21 protein-coding genes are annotated in these 23088 nt (G+C 67.2%); 16 read left to right on the top strand and 5 right to left on the bottom strand.

The features are described from left to right. Nucleotides 1-104: 104 nt before the first annotated feature. On the top strand, nucleotides 105-1478 hold the full coding sequence (locus BLR41_RS05260; protein ID WP_176797832.1) for a cryptochrome/photolyase family protein: 1374 nt from the start codon (nucleotides 105-107) through the stop codon (nucleotides 1476-1478). A 76-nt stretch (nucleotides 1479-1554) separates the two neighbouring features. On the opposite strand, the gene BLR41_RS05265 is transcribed toward BLR41_RS05260, so the two are convergent. Continuing rightward, nucleotides 1555-2463 carry an oxygenase MpaB family protein gene (locus BLR41_RS05265; protein WP_092626878.1) on the bottom strand — a complete coding sequence of 303 codons (909 nt, stop codon included), beginning with the start codon at nucleotides 2461-2463 and terminating at the stop codon, nucleotides 1555-1557. A gap of 49 nt (nucleotides 2464-2512) precedes the next feature. Next, complete coding sequence (locus BLR41_RS05270; RefSeq protein ID WP_092626879.1) at nucleotides 2513-3403, bottom strand: MBL fold metallo-hydrolase; 891 nt, start codon at nucleotides 3401-3403, stop codon at nucleotides 2513-2515. 297 nt (nucleotides 3404-3700) lie between these two features. On the opposite strand from BLR41_RS05270, the gene BLR41_RS05275 reads away from it, so the two are divergent. The 3 genes from BLR41_RS05275 to BLR41_RS05285 all read left to right on the top strand — a co-directional run bounded on the left by BLR41_RS05275 (nucleotide 3701) and on the right by BLR41_RS05285 (nucleotide 6289). Then, complete coding sequence (locus BLR41_RS05275) at nucleotides 3701-4039, top strand: hypothetical protein (RefSeq protein ID WP_092627186.1); 339 nt, start codon at nucleotides 3701-3703, stop codon at nucleotides 4037-4039. A 689-nt stretch (nucleotides 4040-4728) separates the two neighbouring features. After that, nucleotides 4729-6042: a S8 family serine peptidase gene (locus BLR41_RS05280; protein ID WP_092626880.1), complete on the top strand. Its 1314-nt coding sequence runs from the start codon at nucleotides 4729-4731 to the stop codon at nucleotides 6040-6042. 16 nt (nucleotides 6043-6058) lie between these two features. Beyond that, nucleotides 6059-6289, top strand: coding sequence for a hypothetical protein (locus BLR41_RS05285; RefSeq protein ID WP_092626881.1), 231 nt, complete (start codon nucleotides 6059-6061; stop codon nucleotides 6287-6289). 85 nt (nucleotides 6290-6374) lie between these two features. On the opposite strand, the gene BLR41_RS05290 is transcribed toward BLR41_RS05285, so the two are convergent. Beyond that, complete coding sequence (locus BLR41_RS05290) at nucleotides 6375-7595, bottom strand: site-2 protease family protein (RefSeq protein WP_092626882.1); 1221 nt, start codon at nucleotides 7593-7595, stop codon at nucleotides 6375-6377. Between the two features lie 218 nt (nucleotides 7596-7813). On the opposite strand from BLR41_RS05290, the gene BLR41_RS05295 reads away from it, so the two are divergent. The 3 genes from BLR41_RS05295 to BLR41_RS05305 all read left to right on the top strand — a co-directional run bounded on the left by BLR41_RS05295 (nucleotide 7814) and on the right by BLR41_RS05305 (nucleotide 11432). After that, nucleotides 7814-8398, top strand: coding sequence for a TetR/AcrR family transcriptional regulator (locus BLR41_RS05295; protein ID WP_092626883.1), 585 nt, complete (start codon nucleotides 7814-7816; stop codon nucleotides 8396-8398). Between the two features lie 119 nt (nucleotides 8399-8517). Beyond that, nucleotides 8518-8799 (top strand): metal-sensitive transcriptional regulator, encoded by a 282-nt coding sequence (locus tag BLR41_RS05300; RefSeq protein ID WP_092626884.1) that lies wholly within the window; start codon nucleotides 8518-8520, stop codon nucleotides 8797-8799. Between the two features lie 251 nt (nucleotides 8800-9050). Beyond that, the gene (locus tag BLR41_RS05305) at nucleotides 9051-11432 is read left to right on the top strand and encodes a heavy metal translocating P-type ATPase (protein ID WP_092626885.1); all 2382 of its coding nucleotides are present in this window, start codon (nucleotides 9051-9053) and stop codon (nucleotides 11430-11432) included. An 18-nt stretch (nucleotides 11433-11450) separates the two neighbouring features. Here the strand turns inward: BLR41_RS05305 and BLR41_RS05310 are convergent, their stop codons facing one another. Further along, nucleotides 11451-12605, bottom strand: coding sequence for an adenosine deaminase (locus BLR41_RS05310; protein ID WP_176797861.1), 1155 nt, complete (start codon nucleotides 12603-12605; stop codon nucleotides 11451-11453). Between the two features lie 210 nt (nucleotides 12606-12815). On the opposite strand from BLR41_RS05310, the gene BLR41_RS05315 reads away from it, so the two are divergent. Continuing rightward, on the top strand, nucleotides 12816-13562 hold the full coding sequence (locus BLR41_RS05315) for a GntR family transcriptional regulator (protein ID WP_245693912.1): 747 nt from the start codon (nucleotides 12816-12818) through the stop codon (nucleotides 13560-13562). Between the two features lie 395 nt (nucleotides 13563-13957). Further along, nucleotides 13958-14941, top strand: a complete 984-nt coding sequence (locus BLR41_RS05320) for an arabinan endo-1,5-alpha-L-arabinosidase (protein ID WP_092626887.1) — start codon at nucleotides 13958-13960, stop codon at nucleotides 14939-14941. Nucleotides 14942-15018: 77 nt separating this feature from the next. Here BLR41_RS05320 and BLR41_RS05325 read toward each other — a convergent pair whose 3' ends face one another. Next, nucleotides 15019-16704 carry a BCCT family transporter gene (locus BLR41_RS05325; protein WP_092626888.1) on the bottom strand — a complete coding sequence of 562 codons (1686 nt, stop codon included), beginning with the start codon at nucleotides 16702-16704 and terminating at the stop codon, nucleotides 15019-15021. Nucleotides 16705-16960: 256 nt separating this feature from the next. On the opposite strand from BLR41_RS05325, the gene BLR41_RS05330 reads away from it, so the two are divergent. From BLR41_RS05330 to BLR41_RS05365, 7 genes are all read left to right on the top strand, one after another. After that, nucleotides 16961-17422 (top strand): SRPBCC family protein, encoded by a 462-nt coding sequence (locus tag BLR41_RS05330; RefSeq protein ID WP_092627188.1) that lies wholly within the window; start codon nucleotides 16961-16963, stop codon nucleotides 17420-17422. A gap of 425 nt (nucleotides 17423-17847) precedes the next feature. Then, on the top strand, nucleotides 17848-19161 hold the full coding sequence (locus BLR41_RS05340; protein WP_092626890.1) for an ATP-binding protein: 1314 nt from the start codon (nucleotides 17848-17850) through the stop codon (nucleotides 19159-19161). Continuing rightward, nucleotides 19158-19571: a roadblock/LC7 domain-containing protein gene (locus BLR41_RS05345; protein WP_092626891.1), complete on the top strand. Its 414-nt coding sequence runs from the start codon at nucleotides 19158-19160 to the stop codon at nucleotides 19569-19571. Before BLR41_RS05340 ends, BLR41_RS05345 begins: the two co-directional genes overlap by 4 nt. Beyond that, the gene (locus tag BLR41_RS05350) at nucleotides 19568-19930 is read left to right on the top strand and encodes a DUF742 domain-containing protein (protein ID WP_092626892.1); all 363 of its coding nucleotides are present in this window, start codon (nucleotides 19568-19570) and stop codon (nucleotides 19928-19930) included. The genes BLR41_RS05345 and BLR41_RS05350 overlap by 4 nt, the downstream gene beginning before the upstream one ends. Further along, the gene (locus BLR41_RS05355) at nucleotides 19908-20513 is read left to right on the top strand and encodes a GTP-binding protein (RefSeq protein ID WP_092626893.1); all 606 of its coding nucleotides are present in this window, start codon (nucleotides 19908-19910) and stop codon (nucleotides 20511-20513) included. The genes BLR41_RS05350 and BLR41_RS05355 overlap by 23 nt, the downstream gene beginning before the upstream one ends. Further along, entirely contained in the window at nucleotides 20510-21901 is a 1392-nt protein-coding gene (locus BLR41_RS23345; RefSeq protein WP_245693913.1) for a cytochrome P450, read from the top strand. The genes BLR41_RS05355 and BLR41_RS23345 overlap by 4 nt, the downstream gene beginning before the upstream one ends. Beyond that, the gene (locus tag BLR41_RS05365; protein ID WP_245693914.1) at nucleotides 21898-23028 is read left to right on the top strand and encodes a cytochrome P450 family protein; all 1131 of its coding nucleotides are present in this window, start codon (nucleotides 21898-21900) and stop codon (nucleotides 23026-23028) included. Before BLR41_RS23345 ends, BLR41_RS05365 begins: the two co-directional genes overlap by 4 nt. Nucleotides 23029-23088: the final 60 nt, after the last annotated feature.

Here is a 23088-nt window from a genome sequence, read left to right on the forward strand (position 1 = left end):
GTCATCCGCTCGAGTGAGCAAGCTCGTGATGAGGGGCTTTGCTGCCGAAACGTCGGTCATGCGGGGAGGGAGGCCGCCGGGGCGATCCAGTAATCTCGTGTGACGTGACCACCCCCGCCATTCTCTGGTTCCGCCGTGACCTGCGGCTCTACGACCACGCGGCCCTACTGGCAGCGGCACGCCGGTCCGAATCCGTGCTGGCGGTGTTCGTGCTCGACGACAACCTGCTGCGCCCGGCCGGGGCCAGTCGACGCGACTTCCTGTACGGGTGTCTGCGTGAGCTGGATGAGCGCCTCGGGCACAGGTTGCTGCTCAGGCACGGCGACCCCGCCGAGGTACTGCCGGAACTGGCCGAGCGCGTCGGTGCGGGAAGCGTGCACGTCTCCGCCGACACCAACCCCTACGGCAGTCGCCGCGACGAGCGCGTACGCGACGCGCTGCGGGAACGCGGAGTCGACTGGGAGGTCACGGGTTCGCCCTACGCGGTGACACCGGGACGGATCACCAAGGCCGACGGCAACCCGTACAAGGTGTTCACGCCGTTCCGGCGCGCCTGGTCCGAGCACGGCTGGCCGCCACCCGCCGAGACCGGGGTGGACACCGTGGACTGGATGAGCCCCGAGGGGCTCGACGGGGTTCCCGTTCCCGACGGCGAGCAAGCAGCGGCTCCCGATCTGCCACCACCGGGTGAGACGAACGCGCTGCGTCGCTGGGACGGATTCGTCGAATCGGGCCTGCCGGAGTACGACCAGCAGCGCGACCGACCGGACATCGCCGGAACCAGCAGGATGTCGGCCTACCTCCACTTGGGCTGCGTGCACCCGCGCACGATGCTGCGTGACCTGTCCCAGCTGGACCACCACGGCGCGGGGAGTTACCGCAACGAACTGGCCTTCCGGGAGTTCTACGCCGATGTGCTGTGGAACTGGCCGGACAGTGCCCGGTACAACTTCGACACCCGCTTCGACCGGATGCCGCTGGACACCGGCAGCGAGGCGAACACGCTGTTCGACATCTGGTGCGCGGGACGAACCGGCTTCCCGATCGTGGACGCGGGAATGCGTCAACTGTTGCAGGAAGGGTGGATGCACAACCGCGTGCGGATGATCGTGGCCAGTTTCCTGGTCAAGGATCTGCATCTGCCCTGGTGGTGGGGAGCGCGCCATTTCATGCTGCACCTGGTGGACGGTGATCTGGCCTCCAACCAGCACGGCTGGCAGTGGGCCGCGGGCAGCGGCACCGATGCCGCGCCCTACTTCCGCATCTTCAACCCGACCACACAGGGCGAGAGGTTCGATCCCTCGGGGGAGTACGTGCGCCGGTACGTCTCGGAACTGCGTGACGTCGGCGGGAAACGGGTGCACCAGCCGTGGAAGTTCGACGGCGCGCAGGCGCCGGACTATCCCGCGCCGGTGGTCGATCACTCGCACGAGCGGCAGGAGGCGCTGGCCCGCTACGGCCGTATCAAGAACTCCTAGCGGCATGTTCCCTCGCCCGCCGTGAGCTCGCCCGCCGCTCTCGCCGCGGGATCCCGGTTCTCCGGCGGCGGGCACGTCACCCCCGCGCGGTGTGTTCCTGTTGGGAGGGGTGCTCCTGTTGGGCCGGGTGCTCTTGTCCGGACGGCGCGCTCATCACCCAGCGGATACCCGCCGTGACGGTCTGCCCGCTCAGGCGTACCAGCGTCGCCTCGGTCACCGGGAGGTACGGCAGTCGCAGCGGCAGTCGCGCCCAACGGGGCAGCAGCGCCACGGCGGCCGCCGCCAGTCCCGCGTAAGGAGCACGGGCCGCCAGCGGTAGCGGTGGTTCCAGCAGCAGGAAACGGGCGGTGGAGCGCGCCTCGGGGGTTCCCCTCAGCTCGGGACGGTACTGCCGGAGCTGCTCGCCCAGTTCGTCCTCGCTTTCCGGCGGCTCGAGCACACCGAGCTCACGGGCGACGCGGGCGGTGTCGGCGACGTAACCGTCGCGGCCCTGAGCGTCCAGGGGCCGCTCGCCGTAGCGCTGGTGCGCTCGGAGGAAACTGTCGATCTCGGCGATGTGCACCCAGCGCAGCAACCGCGGGTCGGTGGCCGCGTAGGCACGCCCGTCAGGGGCGGTACCCGCTACGTGCTCGTGCACCGCCCGGATCCGGCGGACGGTTTCCGCGGCGTCGACGGCGGTGCCGAACGTGGTAACCGCCAGGAAGTAGCTGGTTCGTTGCAGTCGTCCCCACGGGTCACCCCGGTAACCGGAGTGCGCGTTGACCCCGGCCATCGCCAGCGGGTGCAGCGATTGCAGCAGCAGCGCCCGCAACCCGCCGACGAACATCGAGGCGTCCGCGTGCACCCGCCGGATAGGCCGGTCCTCGTCGAACCAGCGCGGTCCTGGGGCGGAGTGGATGCGTTCCCGACGTTCCGCTCCCTCCGAGCCCGCCACGCGTTCGAATACGCTCGCTCCCAGGCGGGAGCGCAGCCGCGATACGGTCATACCGCCATCGTGCGCGTATCCGTGCCGCGCGCGCCACGGTGCGAGGCGCTCACAGTTCCAGTGGGATCCGATTTCCCGCCGCGCCGAGCATCGCGGCGATCGCGTCGGCGAGGTCCGGGGTGTGGCGGCGGTTCTCGGCGTGCGCCACGCGCAGGTTGACCGAATGGCGTTCCGCGTCGTGCCACTCGGGCCAACCTCGCCGCGCCCGCTCCTCCAGGGCGCCGAAGTCGGGAAGTGCTTCGGTGGTGCTGTCGAGCAGCCATCGCAGGTACTCGCGCTGCTGCGCGAGTACGGAGTCGTTGCTGGTGATGACCGGGCCGTGTCCGGGGACCAGCGTCTCCGCGTCGAAGCCCTCCACCCAGTCCAGGGCCTCGATCCAGCCACCGATGCTGCCGTGCAGCGCCAGGGGAGTCACCCCGTGGAACAGCAGGTCGCCGGTGAACAGCACACCGTCGTCGGGGTGGTGGATCACCAGGTCCCCGTCGGTGTGCGCCCGGGTGGGAACCGGGTGGATCTCGGCGTGGGTCTCGCCCAGCTCGATGGTGGTTGGCCCGGTCACCGGAGTGATGTGCTCGGGTGGGTCGATCGAGCCCCAGTCGGCGTACTCGAACAACTCCGGGTAGGTGTGCGGCCCGTCGTGGATCTCCTCGACCGCGGAGTTCGCCGCGTGAACCGCACCGCCGTGTTCGACAACCTGGCGCGCTCCGTGCGAGTGGTCGCCGTGAGCGTGGGTGAGCACGGCGGTCAACGTCGTCCCAGGAGCGGGTCCTCGCGCCGCTTCCAGCAGGGCGCGGCTTCGACTCTCGGTGGCGCAGGTGTCCACGAGCAGGGTCCGGTTCTCGCCGGTGATCCAGCCCGCGTTGTTGTGGAACCAACCGCCCGGCAGCTGCAGATAGGCGGTGCTGTGCTTACCGGTACGAGTGATCGCGGTGGCCGTCACTGCGTGGGGTCCCCTTCCGGAACGAAGATCACGGATATCGCTCGGCCATGCTATGACGCACGACTGCCAGGCGGCGCACGCCACTCTCCGAGCTCGACGGATTCGGCGTGTCGCTTCCGCCGGTTTCCCGCCCTCGGGCCGCGGTCTCGGGCCGCGAGATGCTGTTCTTCCCCAGTAATGCGTTCGAAGTTTCAGTGAGGAACGAAATCAAGGATTCGCACTGTCGAACGAACCGGGCCGCGGCGCTCGGTGATTCCGCGCGGTACGGCACTCGAAACCGCCGGTAGCATGACGGCCATGCGTCACCCCGTGACCCCGGACGGGCGTTATCTCGTGGTGCGTGGTCGGCTGTGGCGCCGTACGAATCCGGAGCTCGATCCGGACCGCCGGGACGAACTCGTGCGTGAACTGATGGCCGCCCGCAGGAGGAAGCAGGCTGCGATGCGCCGGGAGGACGTCGCGGCGCGGGAGGCCGCCCGGGCCCGGGTCGATGCGGCGAAGCGTGCTCTCGGAGAGCGCGGTCCGGTTTGGTGGACCGACGGCGCCCCGGATCTCACCGGCCGCGCTGTCGGCAACACGCCCTATGCGGGGTGGTTCGCGGCTCTGGGGGAACACCACGATTCCCCCGACGAGTGAGCCGGGCCCCGGTGGCCACCTCGGATCTCCCGCGGGGTGCAGGTCGGCACCAGGATTATCCGTACCAGGGCGTCGCGGTTGCCCGCCGCGTAGACGGAGACGGGGCCGCCCCGCCCGTCCAACACTGGCGTGTCGGGCCTGCGCACCTTTGGGATGCCCACTACTGGGGCGTGCCGGAAACCGCCCACCAGAGGTCCTCGGAACACCCCGTGGTCACCGGTAGCGAGCAGCGGCAGTGCGGGCAGCGGACGTGATCCTGCCGGTGTGCTCCGACTCCGGGGTGCGACTCGTCTTCTGATCTTCTCATCCGGCTGGGTGAACATAGCGGTTCCATGCGGGATTTCCTCGTCGTCTCATGCCGGTTTTGTCACTCGAACGAGTAAATTTTTTCTTTCCCGGTGAGATGGGCGAAGGGGCCAACTATGTGAAATACGTTCTCGTAACGTCTCTCGCCTTCGAAAAAGGTCCGAAACTCCCTAGTTTCAGGTGTGGTTGGCGCACCCGGCGGCGCGTTACCGTGGCCGGTGTCCCCTCGGACTCGTGCACCAGCGACGAGACCGTTCGAAACAACAATCCGTTGTGAATTCCGCGGTTCGGCCCCCTGCCATGGTTCGGCCCACCCGAACGTCCGGCCGAATCCGCCGAGTTCGCGGTGTTGTCTCCGTAATAATCCCGGGAGGGATACGAGGATGACCAGTTCGACTACACCCCCCGGAAACGGGCACTATGCCGCCGCTTCCGCAGAATCGGCGTCACCGACCGGACGCTACGTCCTGGTGCTCAGCGACGAGACGTTCGCCCGCGAGGCCGACCAGGTCGAAACGCTACGTTCGGTGACCGGCGCGGCCAACGTGGCCAGCACCTCCGACTACGAATGGCGCGCGCTGGATGTGGATCAGGCCGCGTCGGCCGATGCCACCGTCTTCGCCGACCTCGGTATCGGCACGGTGAGGGCCGATCCGGACAGCGCGGCCTCGATCATGGCCGCCGCTGCCGACGACCCCCGCGTGACGGCCGTCGAACCCGAGCAGTTCATGTACGCCCTGAGCGGCCCGGAGGACACCCGAACCGAACGGTCCACGGTTCGGACGCCGACGACCGACACCGGCTGGTCCACCGTCCGGGCCGCTCCCATCGAATTCCACGACACCTCCGAGGCGACCTGGGGGCTACAGGCCACCGGAGTGCTCGACTCCGCCGCGACCGGCCAGGGAATCCGGGTGGCCGTGCTGGACACGGGACTCGACCTGCGTCACCCGGACTTCGCCGGCCGCGAGATCTCGGCACGCTCCTTCGTGAGCGAGGAACCCGCCCAGGACGGCAACGGTCACGGCACACACTGCGTGGGCACGTCCTGCGGCCCGGAGAACCCACCGGAACCGCCCGGCAGCCGTCGATACGGCGTGGCGACCCGAGCCGAGATCCTGGTCGGCAAGGTGCTCGGCGACGGGGGATCCGGCACCGACACCAACATCCTCGCCGCGATCAACTGGGCCATCGGCAACGACTGCCGGGTGATCTCCATGTCGCTCGGTGCCGAGACCCGTGCCGTCTCGCGGCGTTACGAGACCGTGGGGCAGCGGGCACTGAATCGCGGTTCGCTGATCGTGGCAGCCGCGGGCAACAACGCCGAGCGCGATTCCGGAAACCCCGGTTTCGTGGGAGTCCCGGCCAACAGCCCCTCGATCATGGCGGTCGCCGCGTTGGACTCCCGACTCGGCATCGCCGACTTCTCGGCCCGCAGCAACCCGGTAGACGGCGGACAGATCGACATCGCGGCACCGGGAGTGGACGTGTACTCCAGCTGGCCCATGGAGCGGCGGTATCGCACGATCTCCGGCACGAGCATGGCCACCCCGCACGTCTCGGGCATCGCCGCGCTGTGGGCGCAGCGTACCGACGCGGCAGGGGAGGCGCTGTGGTCCACTCTGATCCGTGGTGCTCAGCGGCTCGAACTTCCCGGCGTCGACGTCGGAGCTGGAATCGCCAAGGCACCCTCGTGAAGCGCGGACGGAGACCATGACCGACGAAGTGGTGGTCACCGTGCACGACGAGTGGCTCGATCACATCGACACCGTGGTGCAGCGACTGCGCCGAATCGGGATGCGCGTGGACCGGGTGCTCGAGTTGGTGGGGATGATCACCGGCTCTCTGGCGAGCGAGTACTTCGACGACGCCCGCGCCGTGCCGGGCGTCGTCGCGGTGGAACGTGGCGAGACCTTGCGGATCCCACCGGGCGAGAACCAGTAGGGGTCCGTCATCTCGGTGGGGCGGGGTGACGAACTTCCACCGGGGGATCTTTCGGGGAGAGCTGTGCCAGCGGCTTTTCGTGGCTTCACTGCCCTCGGCGTTGTCCCGGGTACCACCAGTCCGACGGCGGATTCGGTTCCGTGTCACCCCGCGCGGCGGCACCGTTCGGCGAGGTTTCCGCTCGGCGCGCGGCGGTCCCCGGCATCCGTTCGGCGACGAGCCGGTTGATCTCCGTAGCTGGCACCAGCCCCGCCGCGCGTCCCTGGTCCAGCACCAGGATCGAATTCCGGGGGTCGTCGTAGCGGGAGAGCACGCTGGTCACCGGCTCCTCACGACTCGCGGTGGTGAATTGGGAGAGCGGATCGGCCAGTTCGCGCAGCGTGTTCCGGTTTCGCTCGGTTACCGACACGTCCTGCAGCCGACGAGGGCTGAGCACTCCTCGCAGCGTGCCGTCCCGATCCACCACCGCGAACACCGAGCCGTCGTTGCCGAGTGGGGAGTCCAGCACGTCACGGGCCGACAGGTCCGACCACAGCGGGGTCGCGCCGACCGTGACGAACTCACCTATCCGCGCGTCCCCCAAGGCCATGCCCAGCCTTGCCTGCTGGCGTTCGGCAGCGGCGGCCTGTAGCACGAAAAGGCCGACCAGCATCGCCCAGATGCCCTCGATACCACGTGTAACCACACTCACGAAGCCGCCCGCGAGGAGCAGGAACCCCAGTCCCGCCCCCGTGCGGGTTGCCCACAGGGCGGCTTTGAAACGTTGCCCCGTACGGGCCCAGATCACCGCGCGCAGAATTCGGCCGCCGTCCAGCGGAGCGGCCGGGAGCAGGTTGAACACCATGATCGCGAGATTCAACATTCCCAGATAGGCGGCCACGATGATCGCCAGCTGACCGGCCTGCAGGATTACCAGCACCCATGTCGCCAGCGCGAACACTCCCGCCACCACGCCGCTCACCAGCGGTCCGACGCCGGAGATGAACAGCTCCGCCCTGGGGGTGGGAGCCTCCCCGCGCAACCGGGCGACACCGCCGAGCAGCCACAGCGTGACCCGATCGACACTCAGACCGTGCCGTACGGCCACGAGCGCGTGAGCCAGTTCGTGCAACAGTACCGAGACGAGCAGCAGCAGCGCGGCCGCGGTGCTCGCGAGCCAGTAGAAAACCGTGGCGTGCCCGGGCAGCGTGGTGGGCAGCCAGTAGGCACCCAGCATGAAGACGATCAGTCCGATGATGCCCGCCACGCTCCAGTGCAGCTGCAGGCGAATCCCGGCCACCCGGCCCAGCGGAATCGTTCCCGTCATCACCGTTCACCGCCCTTCGGCGGGGTGTTGCCGACCGTGGGGCGAGGTGTGCCCACTGCGCGGTCATCCCGCGCTCCAGGGTAGTCGTTTCCCCGGTCGGGCATCGAACGAGCGTGCATTCGAGCTTCCGGGAAGAACGGATCGTTCCGGTATCCTCCGGGCCTCGTGGCGTCGCGAGTACCGTCGATTTCGCGACCGGGTGAAAGGGAGAGCTGCTGATGAGTACCGGCACGGCGACACGTGGATCACGGCCGCGCGGTTCCGCGCGGGAGCGGCTGCTCGAGGCCGCCTCCGAACTGTTCTACCGGCACGGTATCCGTGCCGTCGGTATCGACACGGTCATCGAGCGTGCCGGGGTCGCCAAGATGAGTCTGTACAACCACTTCAGCTCCAAGGACGAGCTGGTGGCCGCCTACCTAGAGCGTCGCGAACAGCGCTGGAGCGCGTTCTTCGACAGCGAGCTGCGACGGATCGGCGGCACGTCCGCGGATCGGGTGCTGGCGGCTTTCGACATCCTGGCGTGCTGGCTCGAACGGGAGTCCCCCCGTGGATGCGCGTTCGCCAACGCCGAGGCCGAACTCGCCGATCCGACACATCCCGCGCAGACGGTGATCGAGGCGGACAAGGCGCGGCTGCGCGAATGGCTGACCGAACTGGTCGCCGCCTCCGGCTCGGCAGATCCGGAGCTGGTCGCCGAGCAGCTCTTCCTGCTGTGGGAGGGGGTGCTGGTCACCTCGGGCACCGGACGGGTCCGTGATCCGGTGGCCGCGGCGAAACAGGCCGCCGCCCGACTGCTGGGATGAGCCCTACATACCCCTCGGGGGTGGTTCGTGGTCCGTCCGGCGAGCCTGATTCGTACGAGTGGGGTTACGGGTAGGGGGTATTCTGGGGGCGGATTGTCCGTATCGGTGAGGGAGGTCGAATGCGCGGGTATGCCCAGGACAAGGAGGAGTACCTCAAGCGGCTGCGGCGTGTCGAGGGCCAGGTGCGCGGTCTGGCACGCATGGTCGAGAACGACGAGTACTGCATTGACGTGCTGACCCAGGTCTCGGCGGTGACCAAGGGGCTGCAGGCGGTCTCGCTGGGGCTGTTGGACGAGCACCTCAAGCACTGCGTGGCCGAGGCCGTCTCCGAGGGGGGTGAGGACGCCGAGGCCAAGATCCAGGAGGCCAGCGACGCCATCGCTCGTCTCGTGCGCTCCTGAGCGCCCCCTTGCTCGGTGCTCTGCCCGGCGGACGCGGGCGCGTCTCCGGGGCCGGGCTGGTCCGGTGATCGGTGTGCGCCGTCGGTAGCCCCGCTGCGGGAGTGCGGCACTCTACTCGTTGACACGGTACCCCCGTAGGGTATATAGCTGGGTTCGGAACACGACATCGAACGCGGACGGTCACGAGTCGCCACCGGCGGCCCCCGCGGTGCCGCGCAACGCTCCCGGTCGTGTCGAGAGGGGAACCAACGATGACCACCGGCCGGCAGGACACGCTCCCACCGGAGCAGGCGATCGACACCGAACTGTCGGTCGGCGGAATGACCTGCGCCTCCTGCGCTTCTCGGATCGAGCGCAAGCTCAACAAGCTCGACGGGGTCAGCGCCACCGTCAACTACGCCACCGAGAAGGTCAGGGTGACTCACCCTCCCGCTACCGGTACCGAGCGGCTCGTCGACACCATCGAGGCGGCGGGCTACAGCGCCACCCCGGCCGCCGCCCACAGCCCCCACGGCCCCGGTGGCTTTGCCGAAACGGCGGCGGTGAGCGGTGAAACCGCGGAAACCGCCGGGGGAGAGGGGAGCGAGGAGCTGCTGCTCCGGCAGCGGCTGACCGTCTCGGCGCTGCTTTCGATCCCCGTCATCGCCATGGCCATGGTGCCCGTCCTGCAGTTCACCTACTGGCAGTGGATCTCGTTGACCCTGGCCGCTCCGGTGCTGGTGTGGGGTGCGCTGCCGTTCCACCGCGCCACCTGGACCAACCTGCGCCACGGCGCCGTCACGATGGACACCCTGATATCGCTGGGTACCTCGGCCGCTTTCGGCTGGTCGTTGTACGCCCTGCTGTTCGGCGGTGCCGGGGTGCCAGGTATGACCCACTCCTTCGAGTTCTCGGTGCAACGCGTCGACGGGGGGAGCTCGATCTATCTCGAAGTCGCCGCCGGCGTGACCACCTTCATCCTGGCGGGCAGGTACTTCGAGGCCCGCTCCAAGCGTCGATCCGGAGCGGCGCTGCGTGCGCTGCTGCAACTCGGTGCCAAAGAGGTCGCGGTACTGCGCGAGGGGCGGGAATCGCTCGTTCCGGTCGAACAGCTGCGCGTCGGTGATCTGTTCGTGGTACGTCCCGGTGAGAAGATCGCCACCGACGGAGTGGTTACCGAGGGTAGCTCGGCCGTGGACAGGAGCATGCTCACCGGTGAATCCGTGCCCGTCGAAGTCGAGCCCGACGACACCGTGGTGGGGGCCACGGTCAACGCGGGCGGCCGGTTGGTCGTGCGCGCCACGCGGATCGGATCCGACACCCAGCTGGCCCGGATGGCCAAGCTGGTCGAGGACGCGCAGGCGGGCAAGGCGCGGGTACAGCGTCTCGCCGATCGCGTCTCGGCGGTGTTCGTGCCGATCGTGATCGTCCTCGCGCTCGGCACGCTGCTGTACTGGCTGGTCACGGGTGGGGGAGTCACCACCGCGTTCACCGCCGCCGTCGCCGTGCTGATCATCGCCTGCCCCTGCGCCCTGGGGCTGGCAACCCCCACGGCACTGCTGGTCGGCACCGGCAGAGGAGCTCAGCTGGGAATCCTGATCAAGGGGCCCGAGGTGCTGGAGTCCACTCGCCGCGTGGACACCGTCGTGCTGGACAAGACCGGAACGATCACCACGGGCGAGATGGAGCTGCTCTCGGTTCACACCACCGAGGACGGCTCGGACTCCGAGGCGTTGGCGTTGGCCGGAGCGCTGGAGAGCGGTTCGGAGCACCCCATCGCCCGAGCCATCGTTCGTGGCGCCGCGGAGCGGGTGGGTACGTTGCCCCCGATCGAGGAGTTCGGCAACGTCGAAGGGCTCGGAGTACGCGGAACCGTCGACGGCCACAACGTGCTCGTGGGCCGTACCCGGCTGCTCGAGCAGCAGGGCATTACGCTGCCCGCTCCGCTCCTCGAAGCCGCACGGACAGCCGAACGGGACGGCTCGACCGCGGTGGTGGTGGCCCGCGACGGCGCGGCCCGCGCCGTGCTGGTCGTCGCCGACACCGTCAAACCCACCAGCGCGCAGGCCGTGCGGGGCATGCGCGAACTGGGACTCACCCCCGTGCTGTTGACCGGCGACAACGACACGGTCGCCCGCTCCATCGCTACCCGCGTCGGTATCGAGCAGGTCTGGTCCGAGGTGATGCCCGAGGACAAGGTCGACGTCGTCGGGCGCATCCAGGATCGGGGTGGCGTGGTAGCCATGGTCGGGGACGGAGTCAACGACGCCGCGGCGCTCGCACGTGCCGACCTGGGACTGGCGATGGGCACCGGTACCGACGTGGCGATCGAGGCCAGTGACCTCATGCTGGTGCGGGGCGATCCGCGTGCGGTGGTGGACGCGATCCGGCTCTCCCGGCGCACGCTGCGGATCATCAAGGGTAATCTGTGCTGGGCGTTCGGGTACAACGTGGCCGCGTTGCCGCTGGCGGCCGCGGGACTGCTCAACCCCATGATCGCGGGGGCGGCCATGGCGTTCAGTTCGGTGTTCGTCGTCGGCAACAGTCTTCGACTGCGCGGTTTCCGCGGGGTCGCTCACCGGGACGCCGCGAGCACTCCGCTCGGTTCCGGCGGCGATCCCGTCCGTGCGGAAACCACTTCGGTCACTGGGTAGAACTCCGAGTGCCGGAGCTCACTCGTCGGTCCCTGAGGGAGCCGCCACCGGCCCCACCGAGTCGTCGACCCTGCCGAACAGCGCCTCCGAGCGCAGTGCGGCGTAACCGGGTTTGATCACCTCGTTGATCAGTGCGAGCCGCTGGTTGAACGGCAGGAACGCCGACTTCATGGCGTTGACCGTGAACCACTGCAGATCGTCCAGTGTGTAGCCGAAGGTGTCGATGAGTTCGCGGAACTCCCCGCTCATGCTCGTCTGACTCATCAGTCTGTTGTCGGTGTTGACCGTCACGCGGAAGTGCAGGCCCCGCAGCAGGGCGATGGGATGTTCCGGCAGGGAGTTCACCGTCCCGGTGTGCACGTTGGACCTCGGGCACATCTCGAGCGGAATCCGCCGGTCCCGCACGAAGGAGGCGAGTCGCCCCAGGTGGGCTGTTCCGTGCTCGTCGAACGTGATGTCGTCGAGTATCCGGACTCCGTGCCCCAGGCGCGCCGCGCCGCAGTACTGGATCGCTTCCCAGATGGAGGGAAGTCCGAAGCCCTCGCCCGCGTGAATGGTGAAGTGGAAGTTCTCGCGACGCAGGTACTCGAACGCCTCCAACGACTGGGTGGGCGGATGGCCCGCTTCCGGGCCGGCGATGTCGAACCCGACCACGCCCTCGTCGCGGTAGCGCACCGCCAGCCTGGCGATCTCGGAGGAACGGGAGGCCTGCCGCATCGCGCACAGCAGCAGCCCGATCCTGATTCGCCCGCCGTGCCGCGCCGCACGGTTCGCCCCCTCGGCGAATCCGGCCAGCACGGCCTCGACCACCTGATCCAACTCCAGGCCGCCCTGGGTGCTCAGTTCGGGGGCATAACGAATCTCGGCGTATACCACCCCGTCGGCGGCGAGATCCTCGGCGCACTCCGCCGCGACCCGGTGCAGTGCCTCCGAAGTCTGCAGCACCCCGACCGTGTGGGCGAAACGTTCCAGGTACTCCTCCAGTGAACCGGCCTCGGCCGCCGCCGCGAACCAGCTCTCCAACTCCTCGGGATCCGTGCTCGGCAGCCGCGCGTAGCCGTTCCGCACGGCGAGTTCGGCGACCGTCCGCGGACGCAGGCCCCCGTCCAGGTGGTCGTGCAGCAGTACCTTCGGCGCCTGCACGAGCTGTTCGTCGGTGGGGCCGGTGGTCATCCCTCGCATCAGCACTCCTCCAGGCTGGCGCAATGTTGTCAGACAAGTGTGATTGGTCGAGTGTTTACACCTCGCGTTGCTTTCGTGTCAAACTTCGCTCACGCTCGGCGTTTCGCTTGATAGTCCGGTCCTTCCGGATCGGCTCGGCAGATTGACCGGAGCGCCTCCTCGGAACTAACTTGTCTGACAAAGTTCCGAATGGGGTGAAGTGTGCCGGGCAGTCGTGGATCACAGCGCAGACCGTCGGTGGAGCTCTACGAGCGGATCGTGGACGCCATCCGCCAAGGACGCTACCCACCCGGCTCGGCACTGCCGTCCGAACCCGAGCTCGCCGGTGAGCTGGGAGTGAGTCGCCCGGCGTTGCGGGAGGCGCTGATCCTGCTGCAGGAGGACGGGGTGATCACGGTTCGTCGGGGGGTCGGGCGCACGGTCAGTACCGGAACCCCGCACCGGGGTTTCGAACGCCTGGGTTCCGTGGAGAGGTTGCTGGGGGCCGAGACGACAGGTGTTCGTGCACTGGCCCGCTCCACCGAGGAACCGACCGACCTGGTGCTGCAACACCTGCCGGTCCCCGCGGCCAGTGAGATCCGGTTCTGGGAGAGCATCGTCGACGTCGACGGTTCCCCTGCCTGCCTCGTCCAGGAATGGATTCTGCCGGACGAGCTCCTCGTCGAGCTGGATCCGGAGCTGCCGGAAGCATTGCGTGCCGCCTCGGAGCAGCCGAGGACCATGCTGGACGTGTTGACCTCGCGCTCTCCCGGGCTCCCGCTGCGCGGTTCGAGCGGGATCACAGCGACAGTGCTGGGAGGCCAACGCGGTGCTGCCTTCCAGCGTCCGGCAGATACCCCGGTGGTGCTGATCACCCAGGTGGTCCGCGAGGAGAGCACCCCGCTGATGATCGGCAAGTACATGCTGCCCAGCGGGGCGCCCGCCGTCTCGTTGTTGCAGACCAGATGAGCAGTACGCGCGACATCCCGCTTACCGGCGAGAGCCGAACGAATGTACGGCGGCATGGTGCGCCTTCCCGGCGCGTCCCTTTCGCCGGTGGCACGTCCCGGTAGCAGCTGATCGGTGCGGGAGAGTCATCCGTCGATTCGGTACGTGGCTGCGCCGATTCGGCGGTTCCGGGCACCGCTGAAAAGACGCTGTGCGTCGGATCGTGTTGACCGGGAGGTCGCCTCGTCCTAATTTGTCCGAACAGCGTTCGATGTTTCGAACAAACGGTTTCGGAACGATCGGCTACCGCGTTCGGGTGGCTCATCTTGCCCGGTCGAGTGGATCATCGTGTCCCGGCCGGTCAAGTGAACGCGTGATTCCTAGTGTGCCGAGCACGGACAACCTTTGAGGAGCCCATGTTCACCAGACGAATTTCGCTTCGAACAGCGGGTGTGATCGCCGCTGTGCTGACGAGCCTCGGAGTCGCCGCCCCCGGTGCCACCGCGGCGGACTACCCGATGCCCGGCACCGTGACCGGCGATATCGCCGCGCACGACCCATCCATGGTGCGTACGGATTCCGGCTACCGATTGTTTTCCACCGGTGGTGGGATACAGCAGCGCCTTTCCACCGACAGGATCGATTTCGAACGAACCGGTTCGGCGTTCACCGGTCTGCCGTCCTGGGTTCACGACTACAATTCCGAGGGCGACATCTGGGCGCCGGACGTCTCCCACCACAACGGCAGGTACTGGCTGTACTACGCCGCCTCATCGTTCGGATCCAACCATTCGGCGATCGGGCTGGCCACCAGCACGACCGCGGCGCCCGGTGACTGGCAGGACCACGGCATCGTCTACAGCACGAGCACCAGTGACAACCACAACGCCATCGATCCGAACCTGTTCGTCGACAGTTCCGGAAAGTGGTGGCTGACCTTCGGCTCCTTCTGGAGCGGGATCCGCATGATCAGAATCGACCCCGCCACCGGAAAGCAGCACGACACCGACCGAACGCTCTACCACCTCGCCAGCGGCCCCACCTCGGATGCCGTCGAGGCTCCGGAGATCGTCGAGCGCGACGGCTACTTCTACCTGATCGTTTCCTTCGGACAGTGCTGTCAGGGTACCGACAGTACGTACCGGGTCATGGTCGGACGCTCCACCTCGCCCACCGGTCCCTATGTGGACCGAGCCGGGACACCCATGCTGCAGGGCGGGGGCACGCGGATACTCGGAAGTCACGAGAACATCATCGGACCCGGTGGGCAGAGTGTGATGCACGACGGTGACGGCAGCCTGCTCGTCTACCACTACTACGACGCGAACGATTCCGGCGCGCACAAGCTGGGGCTCAATCTGCTCGGCTGGGACTCCCAGGGTTGGCCCTACGTGACGTGAGCTCAGGGCTCCCTTCGTGGTGAAGCGGTCGGTGGGGTCGGGGCGAGGCCCGACCGGCCGCTGCGCTCGAATCGTGGTCACTCCTGATCGCGCTCGGAATCGTTTCGTCGGGTGTCCTCCTCGGACGTACCCGTCGTGGTATCCCCGCCCGGCTCACGGGTCGGTCCCGTTCTCGTCCGTCTGGTCGTGCTTTCCCGGAGACCTACCAAAGGGCTCGGCTCCTCCGGTCGGGTTAACGCGCGGCGTTCCTGGTTGAGTGCCCGGGTCAGCCCCACGCACATCAGCAGCAGCACGATGCAGAACGGCAGTCCGGCCACGATCGAGGCGGTCTGAAACGCACTCAGCGCGTCCGCTCCGCTGACCGCCCCCGCCGCCAGCAACACCGAGGCGATCACACCTTCCAGCACGGCCCAGAACAACCGCTGCTGCCACCTCGGGTGCGGGTCACCGCCATTGGTGAGGATGTCGACCACCAGCGACCCGGAGTCCGAGGATGTGGCGAAGAACAGCACAACCACGATGATCGCCAGGACCGAGGCGAGTATGCTGACTACCTCGACCACCGGTAGCTGGTTGAACAGCACGAACATCGCGGTTTCCGAACTCGCCTCGCCGATGGGGTTGTTCGGGTTGGCACGGAGCCGCTGCAGCGCCGCGTCGCCGAACACCGTCAGCCACACCATCGAGGCCCCGACCGGCGCGAACAGGGCGCCGGCGATGAACTGCCGAATCGTGCGGCCGAACGAGATCCTGGCCAGGAACATCCCCACGAAGGGGGACCAGGAGATCCACCAGCCCCAGTAGAACAGGGTCCAGTCGGCCTGCCACTCCCGAGCCTGTGCGTTGCCCGGGTAGGTCTCGAAGCTCGTCAGGGGGAGGTTCTGCAGGTAGGTGCCGATGTTGTTCGCCAGTGCGTTGACGATGTCGCGCGAGGAGGCCACCACGAACACGAACACCATCAGGGCGAACGCCAGCCACAGGTTTATCAGCGACAGGTTGCGGATGCCCCTGTCGATGCCGAGCATCACCGACACGACCGCTATCGCCGTGATGGACAGGATCAGGATCACCTGCAGCGTGGCCGTGTTCGGAATGCCGAACAGGGTTTCCAGTCCGGCTCCCACCTGCTGACCACCGATCCCGAGCGAGGTGGCCAGACCGAACAGCGTGCCGAACACGGCCAGGATGTCGATCAGGTGGCCCACCCAGCCGTAGATGCGGTTGCCGAGCAGTGGATAGAACGCCGCTGCAGGGCGCAGTGGCATTCCTTTGCGGAACGCGAAGTACCCCAGCGACAGTCCCAGTACGATGTAGATCGCCCAGGGATGCAGTCCCCAGTGGAAGAAAGTGAGGTTCATCGCCTCGGGGACGTCGGCCTCGGTGCCACCGGTGCCGGTGGGTGGGTTGAGGTAGTGCGCAACCGGCTCGCTGACCGCGAAGTAGACCAGCCCGATCCCCATGCCCGCCGTGAACAACATGGCGAACCAGGGCAACCTGCCGTACTCCGGTTTGGAGTCCGGCGGTCCGAGTCGTATGCTGCCGAACCTGCTCAGCATGATCACGATGACGAAGATGAGGAACAGCGTGGCCGACAGGATGTAGAGCCAACCGAAGTTGGTCGTGATGAAGCTGTTGACGTTGCTCGCTACCGTGTCGACGTTCGCCGGGGCCAGCACGCCCCACAACACGAATGCCACCGCCACGATCCCCGAGATGATGAAGACCGGGGGATTCGTATGTGTTCTGATGTAATCTCGAATCACTGTGGATCACCATCCCCGAGCGCTGCGGGGCGCCCGCGGTGAGGACACCGGGACGCTTGGGGCCCGCGCACTATCGTCCTCTATCGGACCGTTCCATGCAGAGCAGACGTTCGGGCACGTCGATCCGGCCCCGGTTTCGGGGACTGTATCGATCCCGTTGCGGGGTTCGGGGCGGCTGTGGGGAATCCCTCGAAGGGGAGTCCCACCCCCACAGCGGGTTAGATTGGGGGGAAATCGTTCTTATCAGGAGGTCGTGGTGTTGGAACCCGCAGCCCGCGCTGAACTCGAGATGGCGGTCACGCCCGAGCTCGTCTACCGGATGCTCACCGATCTCGATGTTCTCGCAGAAGTATCCGAGGAACTCGAGTCCTGCGCCTGGCTGGACGAAACATCCCCACGGCCGGGGATTCGTTTTCGTGGCTTCAATCGGAACGGTGATAAAACCTGGTCGACAGTGGCTACTGTGCGTGCAGCCGAAAGTGGACAATGCTTCGCATTCGACGTCGACGACGGCGACACGCCGGTTTCGCACTGGCGTTTCGAGCTCAGTCCCACCGAGGCGGGCTGTCTCGTGGTGGAGAGCACCTGGGATCGGCGTCCCGCCTGGTACACCCCGGTCAGCGCCGAGACCACCGGTGAGACATACCGGCAGGAGGCCAATCAGCGCAACATCGAGCGTACGCTGCACGCGCTACGAGCGGCCGTCGAGCGCGGTTGAACCGTTCGGTCCGGCCGGGGCCGTTTCGGAGTCGTGTGCGAGCTCCGTGGCGACTTTCCGAAGCGGGCCCGGATGCTTTTCGTGTTCTCGCGTCGGGGCGCCGATCTCGCTGCGGAAGTCTCGCGAGGTTTCCGAAACACGTGGTTCCGCGGGTATTCCGACGAATAACCGTTCCTGTGTGGACGGATACACGTCTTTCACACTCTAGTGGCAACCCGATCGGTATTAGTACCGGCCACCGCTAGGATTGATCCCTGCGGTTGCGTACGATCTTGCTCGCGACCACCTCACCGCACCGGAGTTGTGCCGGGCCAGTCCGTTACGGACCGCGAGTCGCCGGGCAGGGAGCAACTCCGGCGACAGCGGTGTCGTCTCCGTGGCTGCCATGACGCATGGTGCCCCGCACGTTCGTTCACGAGGGACGCATGACAACACAACACCCAAAGACCTCGATCCACCATCGTTGGAGTGCCGCGTCGGTGGTGCGATCGGCGGGCGCCGCCGGTTTGACCGCCCTGGCGGTAGCAGGTGCGGCGGCCATCGCGCGCCAGCGACAGCGGATAACGGAGCTCGTTCGGGAGCGCGAGCAGCATCTCGCCGAGCTCGACCACCTGAGGACGAAGCGGCTGCCCGCGCTGGCCGAATCACTCAACGGGATGTCGAGCGCACCGGTGCCGGGTCCGCTGTGGCGGGAGGACGGCACGTTCGCCTCCGAGTCCCTCGCCGAGCTCGTCGATGTGATCGAGCGGATCGTGCGCGCCACCCGCGAGCACACCGAACACTCCTCACAGCGCACCCTGACCGGTGTGTTGGACACCGTGCGCGGGCTGGCTTCCGAACAGCACATGGCGGTGTCGGACATGCAGCACCGGCACGACGACGCCGACGTGCTCGCCGACCTCTACACCATCGACCACGCCGGTTCACAGCTCAGCAGGCGGCTTCGGGGGTTCGCCGTGCTGTTCGGGGCCTGGATCGGACAGCAGCGTTCGGCGACGAGCCTGCAGGACATTCTCCGCGGTGCCCAGTCGCAGATCAGGGACTACCAGCGCATCTCCGTGAGTGCCTACAGTCCCAGTACCCAGGGCGATTCCGTCGGCGATCTCGGCGTCATCACTCGTGTGGTGGAACCGCTGGTCCTGTTGGTGGCGGAGCTGTTGGACAACGCCGCGCGCTATTCCCCGCCGTACGCCCAGGTCGCTGTCGGAGTGCAGCACGCCCACAACGGCGTCGCCATCACGATCGACGACGCGGGCGTCGGCATGCCGCTGGAGGAACGGCGCCGCGCAGAACGACTGCTGTCGAAACAGGAGATCGCCCTGGACGAGATCGGTGATCCGCCCCGAGTGGGCTTCGCCGTGGTCGGGCTGCTGGCCGTCCGTTACGGACTGACCGTCTCCGTGGACGCTCCTCCGCTCTACGGCGGGATGCGGGCGGTGGTGTTCGTCCCCAACGAGTTGCTGACCCACATCGAAGCCGCCGACGAGAGCGAGGTCCGGCAGGAGACGGCCACCGGCTCGGCGGGCGACGAGGAACAGTCCAGCCGTGCCCGGAAGCGCACTTCCGGGGGACTGCCCAAACGCAGTCGCAGGACACGGGAAACCACCGCGGCACAACCGGACTCGGCACCGCCCGAGGATTCCGACAGCGCCGCGGGGCTGGCTGCCTGGCAGCAGGCCAGTGAGTCCAGTAGTGCCGTGTCCGTTGGTGAGAACGAGAATGAGGACCCGCACCCATGAGTACGAACACCCTCCGGCGCCCGGAACTCCGTTGGATGCTCGACGACGTGCTGCTGCCGGAGGTACGCAGCGCTGTGGTCTTAGCCAGAGACGGATTGGTGATCACGGCCACGGGAGACATCGGTGAGGCCGACGCAGACCGGTTCGCGGCGTGTCTGGCCTCGCTGCGTGGTTCCTCCGCCGCGGCCACCGAGTTCTGCGGCGCGCAACCCACGTGGAACCAGACGCTCATCGAGTTCGACACGGGCTACATCTTCCTCATCGCCGCCGGTCCCCATGCCTACATGGGCGTGTCCACCACCAAGAAGGTCGACATGGGTCCTGCTACTCAGCGATTCCACGCGGTGGTGCAGAAGTTGGGCTCCGAACTGGGAACCCTGCCCCGATCCGGGGACAGTGACCGATCATGAGTCCGCCTCGTAGGCGGGATCGGGAGTCGTTGGTACGTCCTTACCTGATCACGGGGGGACGTGCTCATCCCACCAGGAACACTCTCGATCTCACCACGCTCATCCAGGCCACACGGCATGCCGATCCCGCGCTGCTCTCTCCGGAGCAGCGTCGGACCCTGCGGCTGTGTTCCGGCGGATCGTTGTCGATCGCCGAGATCGCAGCCCATCTCGAACTACCGGCCAGCGTCACCAGGGTGATAGTGGCGGATCTGGTGGACGAGGGGCATCTGGCCACGCTGTCCACCGAGTGGCAGCAGCACGGGCCGGACCGCGAACTACTGCAGGAGGTGCTTGATGGGCTCAGAGCCCTCCGGTGAGGTTTACCTGCCGGACAGCGTTCGTACCGCCGTCAAGGTTCTGGTCGTCGGGCCGTTCGCGGTCGGCAAGAGCACCTTCGTCGACACTTTGTCCGAGATCGAGCCGTTGCACACCGAGGAGACGATGACCCGTGACGGTGCGGTCGTCGACGATCTGCACGGGATCACGGACAAGACCACCACCACGGTGGCGCTCGACTTCGGCCGTCGCACGCTGAGCGACAGGGTGGTGCTGTACATGTTCGGCACGCCGGGTCAGCAGCGTTTCCTGTCGATGTGGGAAGACCTCGCCCACGGGGCGTTGGGTGCGCTGGTGCTTGCCGACGTGGCACGGCTCGAGGAGTCCTTCGACGTGATCAGCGTGCTGGAGGAGCGGGGACTGCCCTACGGAGTGGCGATCAACGATTTCAGCAGTGTCGACATTCCCTCCCACGAGGAATTACGCGAGGCGTTCGACCTACTGCCCGAGATTCCACTGGTCACCTGTGACGCTCGTGATCGCTCCGGCACCGCGCGAGCGATGATCTCCCTGGTGGAACACGTGCTCGCCTCGCCCTTTCAACACGCCCAGGAGTCCGCATGACCGAATCCGATCCCGAGAGGACAGCCGTGCTGTCCGGTTGTCCGATGCACGCCGATCCCACGCCGATCCACGATCACACGTTCGCCGCCGACCCCGACGCCGTCTACGCCGAGCTGCGCGAGCAGGGGCCGCTCGCCTCGGTCGAACTCGCCCCGGGAGTTCCCGCCACACTCGTGCTCGATCACGAGACAGCCCTTTCGGTGCTGCGTGACCCCGAGACTTTCCCGAAGGACTCTCGTGCCTGGCAGCGTGAGGCGCCCGCCGACAGTCCGGTCGTGGCGATGATGATGTACCGGGACAACGTGCTGTTCCAGGACGGCCCGGCCCACGCCCGGTTGCGGCAGGCGATCACCGACAGTCTGAGCCGGGTCGACTCCGTGACGCTGCGTCGGTACGTGACCGAGAGTGCCGAGAGCCTCATCCGGGACTTCGGCCCCAACGGGAAGGCCGATCTGCTCACCGAGTACGCCCGAGTGCTGCCGTTGCTGGTGCTCAACAGGCTCTTCGGCAGCCCGGCGGAGCTGACCACCCGCATGGTCGAAGCGATGACCGCTCTTTGGGACGGGTTTGACACCGAACGGGCCAACCGGGAGCTCGTCCAGTGCATCGCGGAGCTGATCGCACTGCGTCGCCAACACCCCGCGTTCGACATAACAAGCTGGTTGCTGGCCCACGAGGCCGATCTCGACGACGAGGAGATGGTGCAGCAGCTCGTGGTGTTCATGGGGGCCGGCGCCGAACCGGTGCAGAACCTGATCACGAACGCGCTGCGGCTGTGGCTCTCCGACGACCGGTTCGCGGGCGATCTGTCCGGAGGACGGCTACCGGTGGAGGACGCCATCGACGAAGTGCTCTGGAAACAACCGCCGCTGGCCAACTACGCCATCACCTTCCCCACGCGCGACGTCGAGTTGGCAGGCAGGCTGCTTCCCGCGGACCAGCCCGTGGTGATCGGTATAGCCGCGGCCAACACCGATCCCGCACTGCAGGCCACCCGCCGCGACGGCAACCGGGCGCATCTGGCCTGGAGCGCCGGGCCGCACACCTGTCCGGCGAGAGGCACGGCACGATTGATCGCCTCTGTTGCGATCGAGACCATTTTGGATACGTTGCCAGATATGGACTTGGCTGTGCCCGACCACGAGTTGGAGTGGCGACCCGGACCGTTCCACCGTGCTCTGACCGCGCTGCCGGTGCACTTCCCGCCTGTCCAGGAGACCGACAGTCGTGACGAGACACCTGGAGAAAGCGGCCGATGGAGCGATCGTCCTGCCCACACGTCCTGGATCCCACCGGATACGACGTCCACACCGAAGCGCGCCGGCTCCGTGACCAAGGCCCCGCGGCGCGCGTTGAACTACCTGGGGGAGTGGTTGCTTGGTCGGTGACCAGTCATCGGCGATTACGGGAGTTACTCGCGGACAACCGTGTTTCCAAGGATCCGCGACAGCACTGGCCGAGCTGGATCAACGGCGACATTCCCGATGACTGGGCGTTGGCGAGCTGGGTCGCGGTACGCAACATGTTCACCGCGCACGGGCAGGAGCACCGCAGACTCCGTTCGCTGGTCTCCAAGGCGTTCACCCCGCGTCGGGTCGCCGCGATGCGCCCCTTCGTCGAAACGAAGACCAACGAGCTGCTCGACGAGCTGGCCGCCCTGCCCCCGCGGGGCGGTGTCGATCTCCGCGAACGGTTCGCCTATCCGCTGCCCATCTCCGTGATCTGCCACCTGTTCGGTGTCCCCGACGACGTGCGCCCCGGACTGCGCCGCATCGTCGACGGGGTGTTCGACACCTCGGCCACTCCCGAGCAGGTGCAGGCCACCCAGTACGAACTCTATACCCTGCTCGACGATCTGGTGGCGACCAAACGCGCCGATCCCGCCGACGATCTGACCAGCGTGCTGTTGCAGGCCAGGGACGAGAACGAGGCCCGGCTCGACGAGCGTGAGCTGGTGGACACACTGATCCTGCTGATCGGAGCAGGCCACGAGACCACCGTGAATCTGCTCGACCACGCGATAACCGCCTTGCTCCGGCATCCCGAGCAGTTGGCCATGGTCCGGGAAGGCTCCATCGCCTGGGAGCGGGTGATCACCGAAACACTGCGGTGGCAGGCGCCGCTGGCCAACGTTCCGTTGCGGTACGCCGTCGAGGACATCGAGTTCGATGGTCTCGTCATTCGCGCCGGTGAGCCCATCCTGGCCGGTTACGCTGCCGCCGGACGTGATCCGGAACGCTACGATCGCCCCGACGAGTTCGACATCACTCGGTCGGACAACGAGGATCATCTGGCGTTCGGACACGGCGCGCACTACTGTCTCGGCGCGCCACTAGCACGCATGGAGGCCGAGGTCGCTCTGCCCGCCCTGTTCGAGCGCTTTCCCGGTATGCGGCTCGCGGTCACGGGTTCCGAACTCCGATCGGCCGGAGGGTTCATCGCCAACGGGCACGCCACGCTGCCGGTGATGCTGGACGGACTTCCACAACCGCGTGGCGCAGCGCCGGTCGTGTGAGTCCCGCCGTGCTCCTCTTCTGGTGTCGGACTGCTCGTCGGTAGCGCCGCACTGCCGGAT

The organism is Actinopolyspora mzabensis (assembly GCF_900101095.1).
GTDB classification, from domain to species: Bacteria; Actinomycetota; Actinomycetes; order Mycobacteriales; family Pseudonocardiaceae; genus Actinopolyspora; species Actinopolyspora mzabensis.

Bases quoted from the DNA above. Each gene is read 5' to 3' on its own strand.
- BLR41_RS05265 (WP_092626878.1), bottom strand. From the start codon at position 2,463: ATGACCGTATCGCGGCTGCGCTCCCGCCTGGGAGCGAGCGTATTCGAA.
- BLR41_RS05310 (WP_176797861.1), bottom strand. From the start codon at position 12,605: ATGACCACCGGCCCCACCGACGAACAGCTCGTGCAGGCGCCGAAGGTA.
- BLR41_RS05345 (WP_092626891.1), top strand. From the start codon at position 19,158: ATGAGTACGAACACCCTCCGGCGCCCGGAACTCCGTTGGATGCTCGAC.
- BLR41_RS05280 (WP_092626880.1), top strand. From the start codon at position 4,729: ATGACCAGTTCGACTACACCCCCCGGAAACGGGCACTATGCCGCCGCT.
- BLR41_RS05340 (WP_092626890.1), top strand. From the start codon at position 17,848: ATGACAACACAACACCCAAAGACCTCGATCCACCATCGTTGGAGTGCC.
- BLR41_RS05300 (WP_092626884.1), top strand. From the start codon at position 8,518: ATGCGCGGGTATGCCCAGGACAAGGAGGAGTACCTCAAGCGGCTGCGG.
- BLR41_RS05355 (WP_092626893.1), top strand. From the start codon at position 19,908: ATGGGCTCAGAGCCCTCCGGTGAGGTTTACCTGCCGGACAGCGTTCGT.
- BLR41_RS05285 (WP_092626881.1), top strand. From the start codon at position 6,059: ATGACCGACGAAGTGGTGGTCACCGTGCACGACGAGTGGCTCGATCAC.
- BLR41_RS05275 (WP_092627186.1), top strand. From the start codon at position 3,701: ATGCGTCACCCCGTGACCCCGGACGGGCGTTATCTCGTGGTGCGTGGT.
- BLR41_RS05320 (WP_092626887.1), top strand. From the start codon at position 13,958: ATGTTCACCAGACGAATTTCGCTTCGAACAGCGGGTGTGATCGCCGCT.
- BLR41_RS05290 (WP_092626882.1), bottom strand. From the start codon at position 7,595: ATGACGGGAACGATTCCGCTGGGCCGGGTGGCCGGGATTCGCCTGCAG.
- BLR41_RS05350 (WP_092626892.1), top strand. From the start codon at position 19,568: ATGAGTCCGCCTCGTAGGCGGGATCGGGAGTCGTTGGTACGTCCTTAC.
- BLR41_RS23345 (WP_245693913.1), top strand. From the start codon at position 20,510: ATGACCGAATCCGATCCCGAGAGGACAGCCGTGCTGTCCGGTTGTCCG.
- BLR41_RS05305 (WP_092626885.1), top strand. From the start codon at position 9,051: ATGACCACCGGCCGGCAGGACACGCTCCCACCGGAGCAGGCGATCGAC.
- BLR41_RS05295 (WP_092626883.1), top strand. From the start codon at position 7,814: ATGAGTACCGGCACGGCGACACGTGGATCACGGCCGCGCGGTTCCGCG.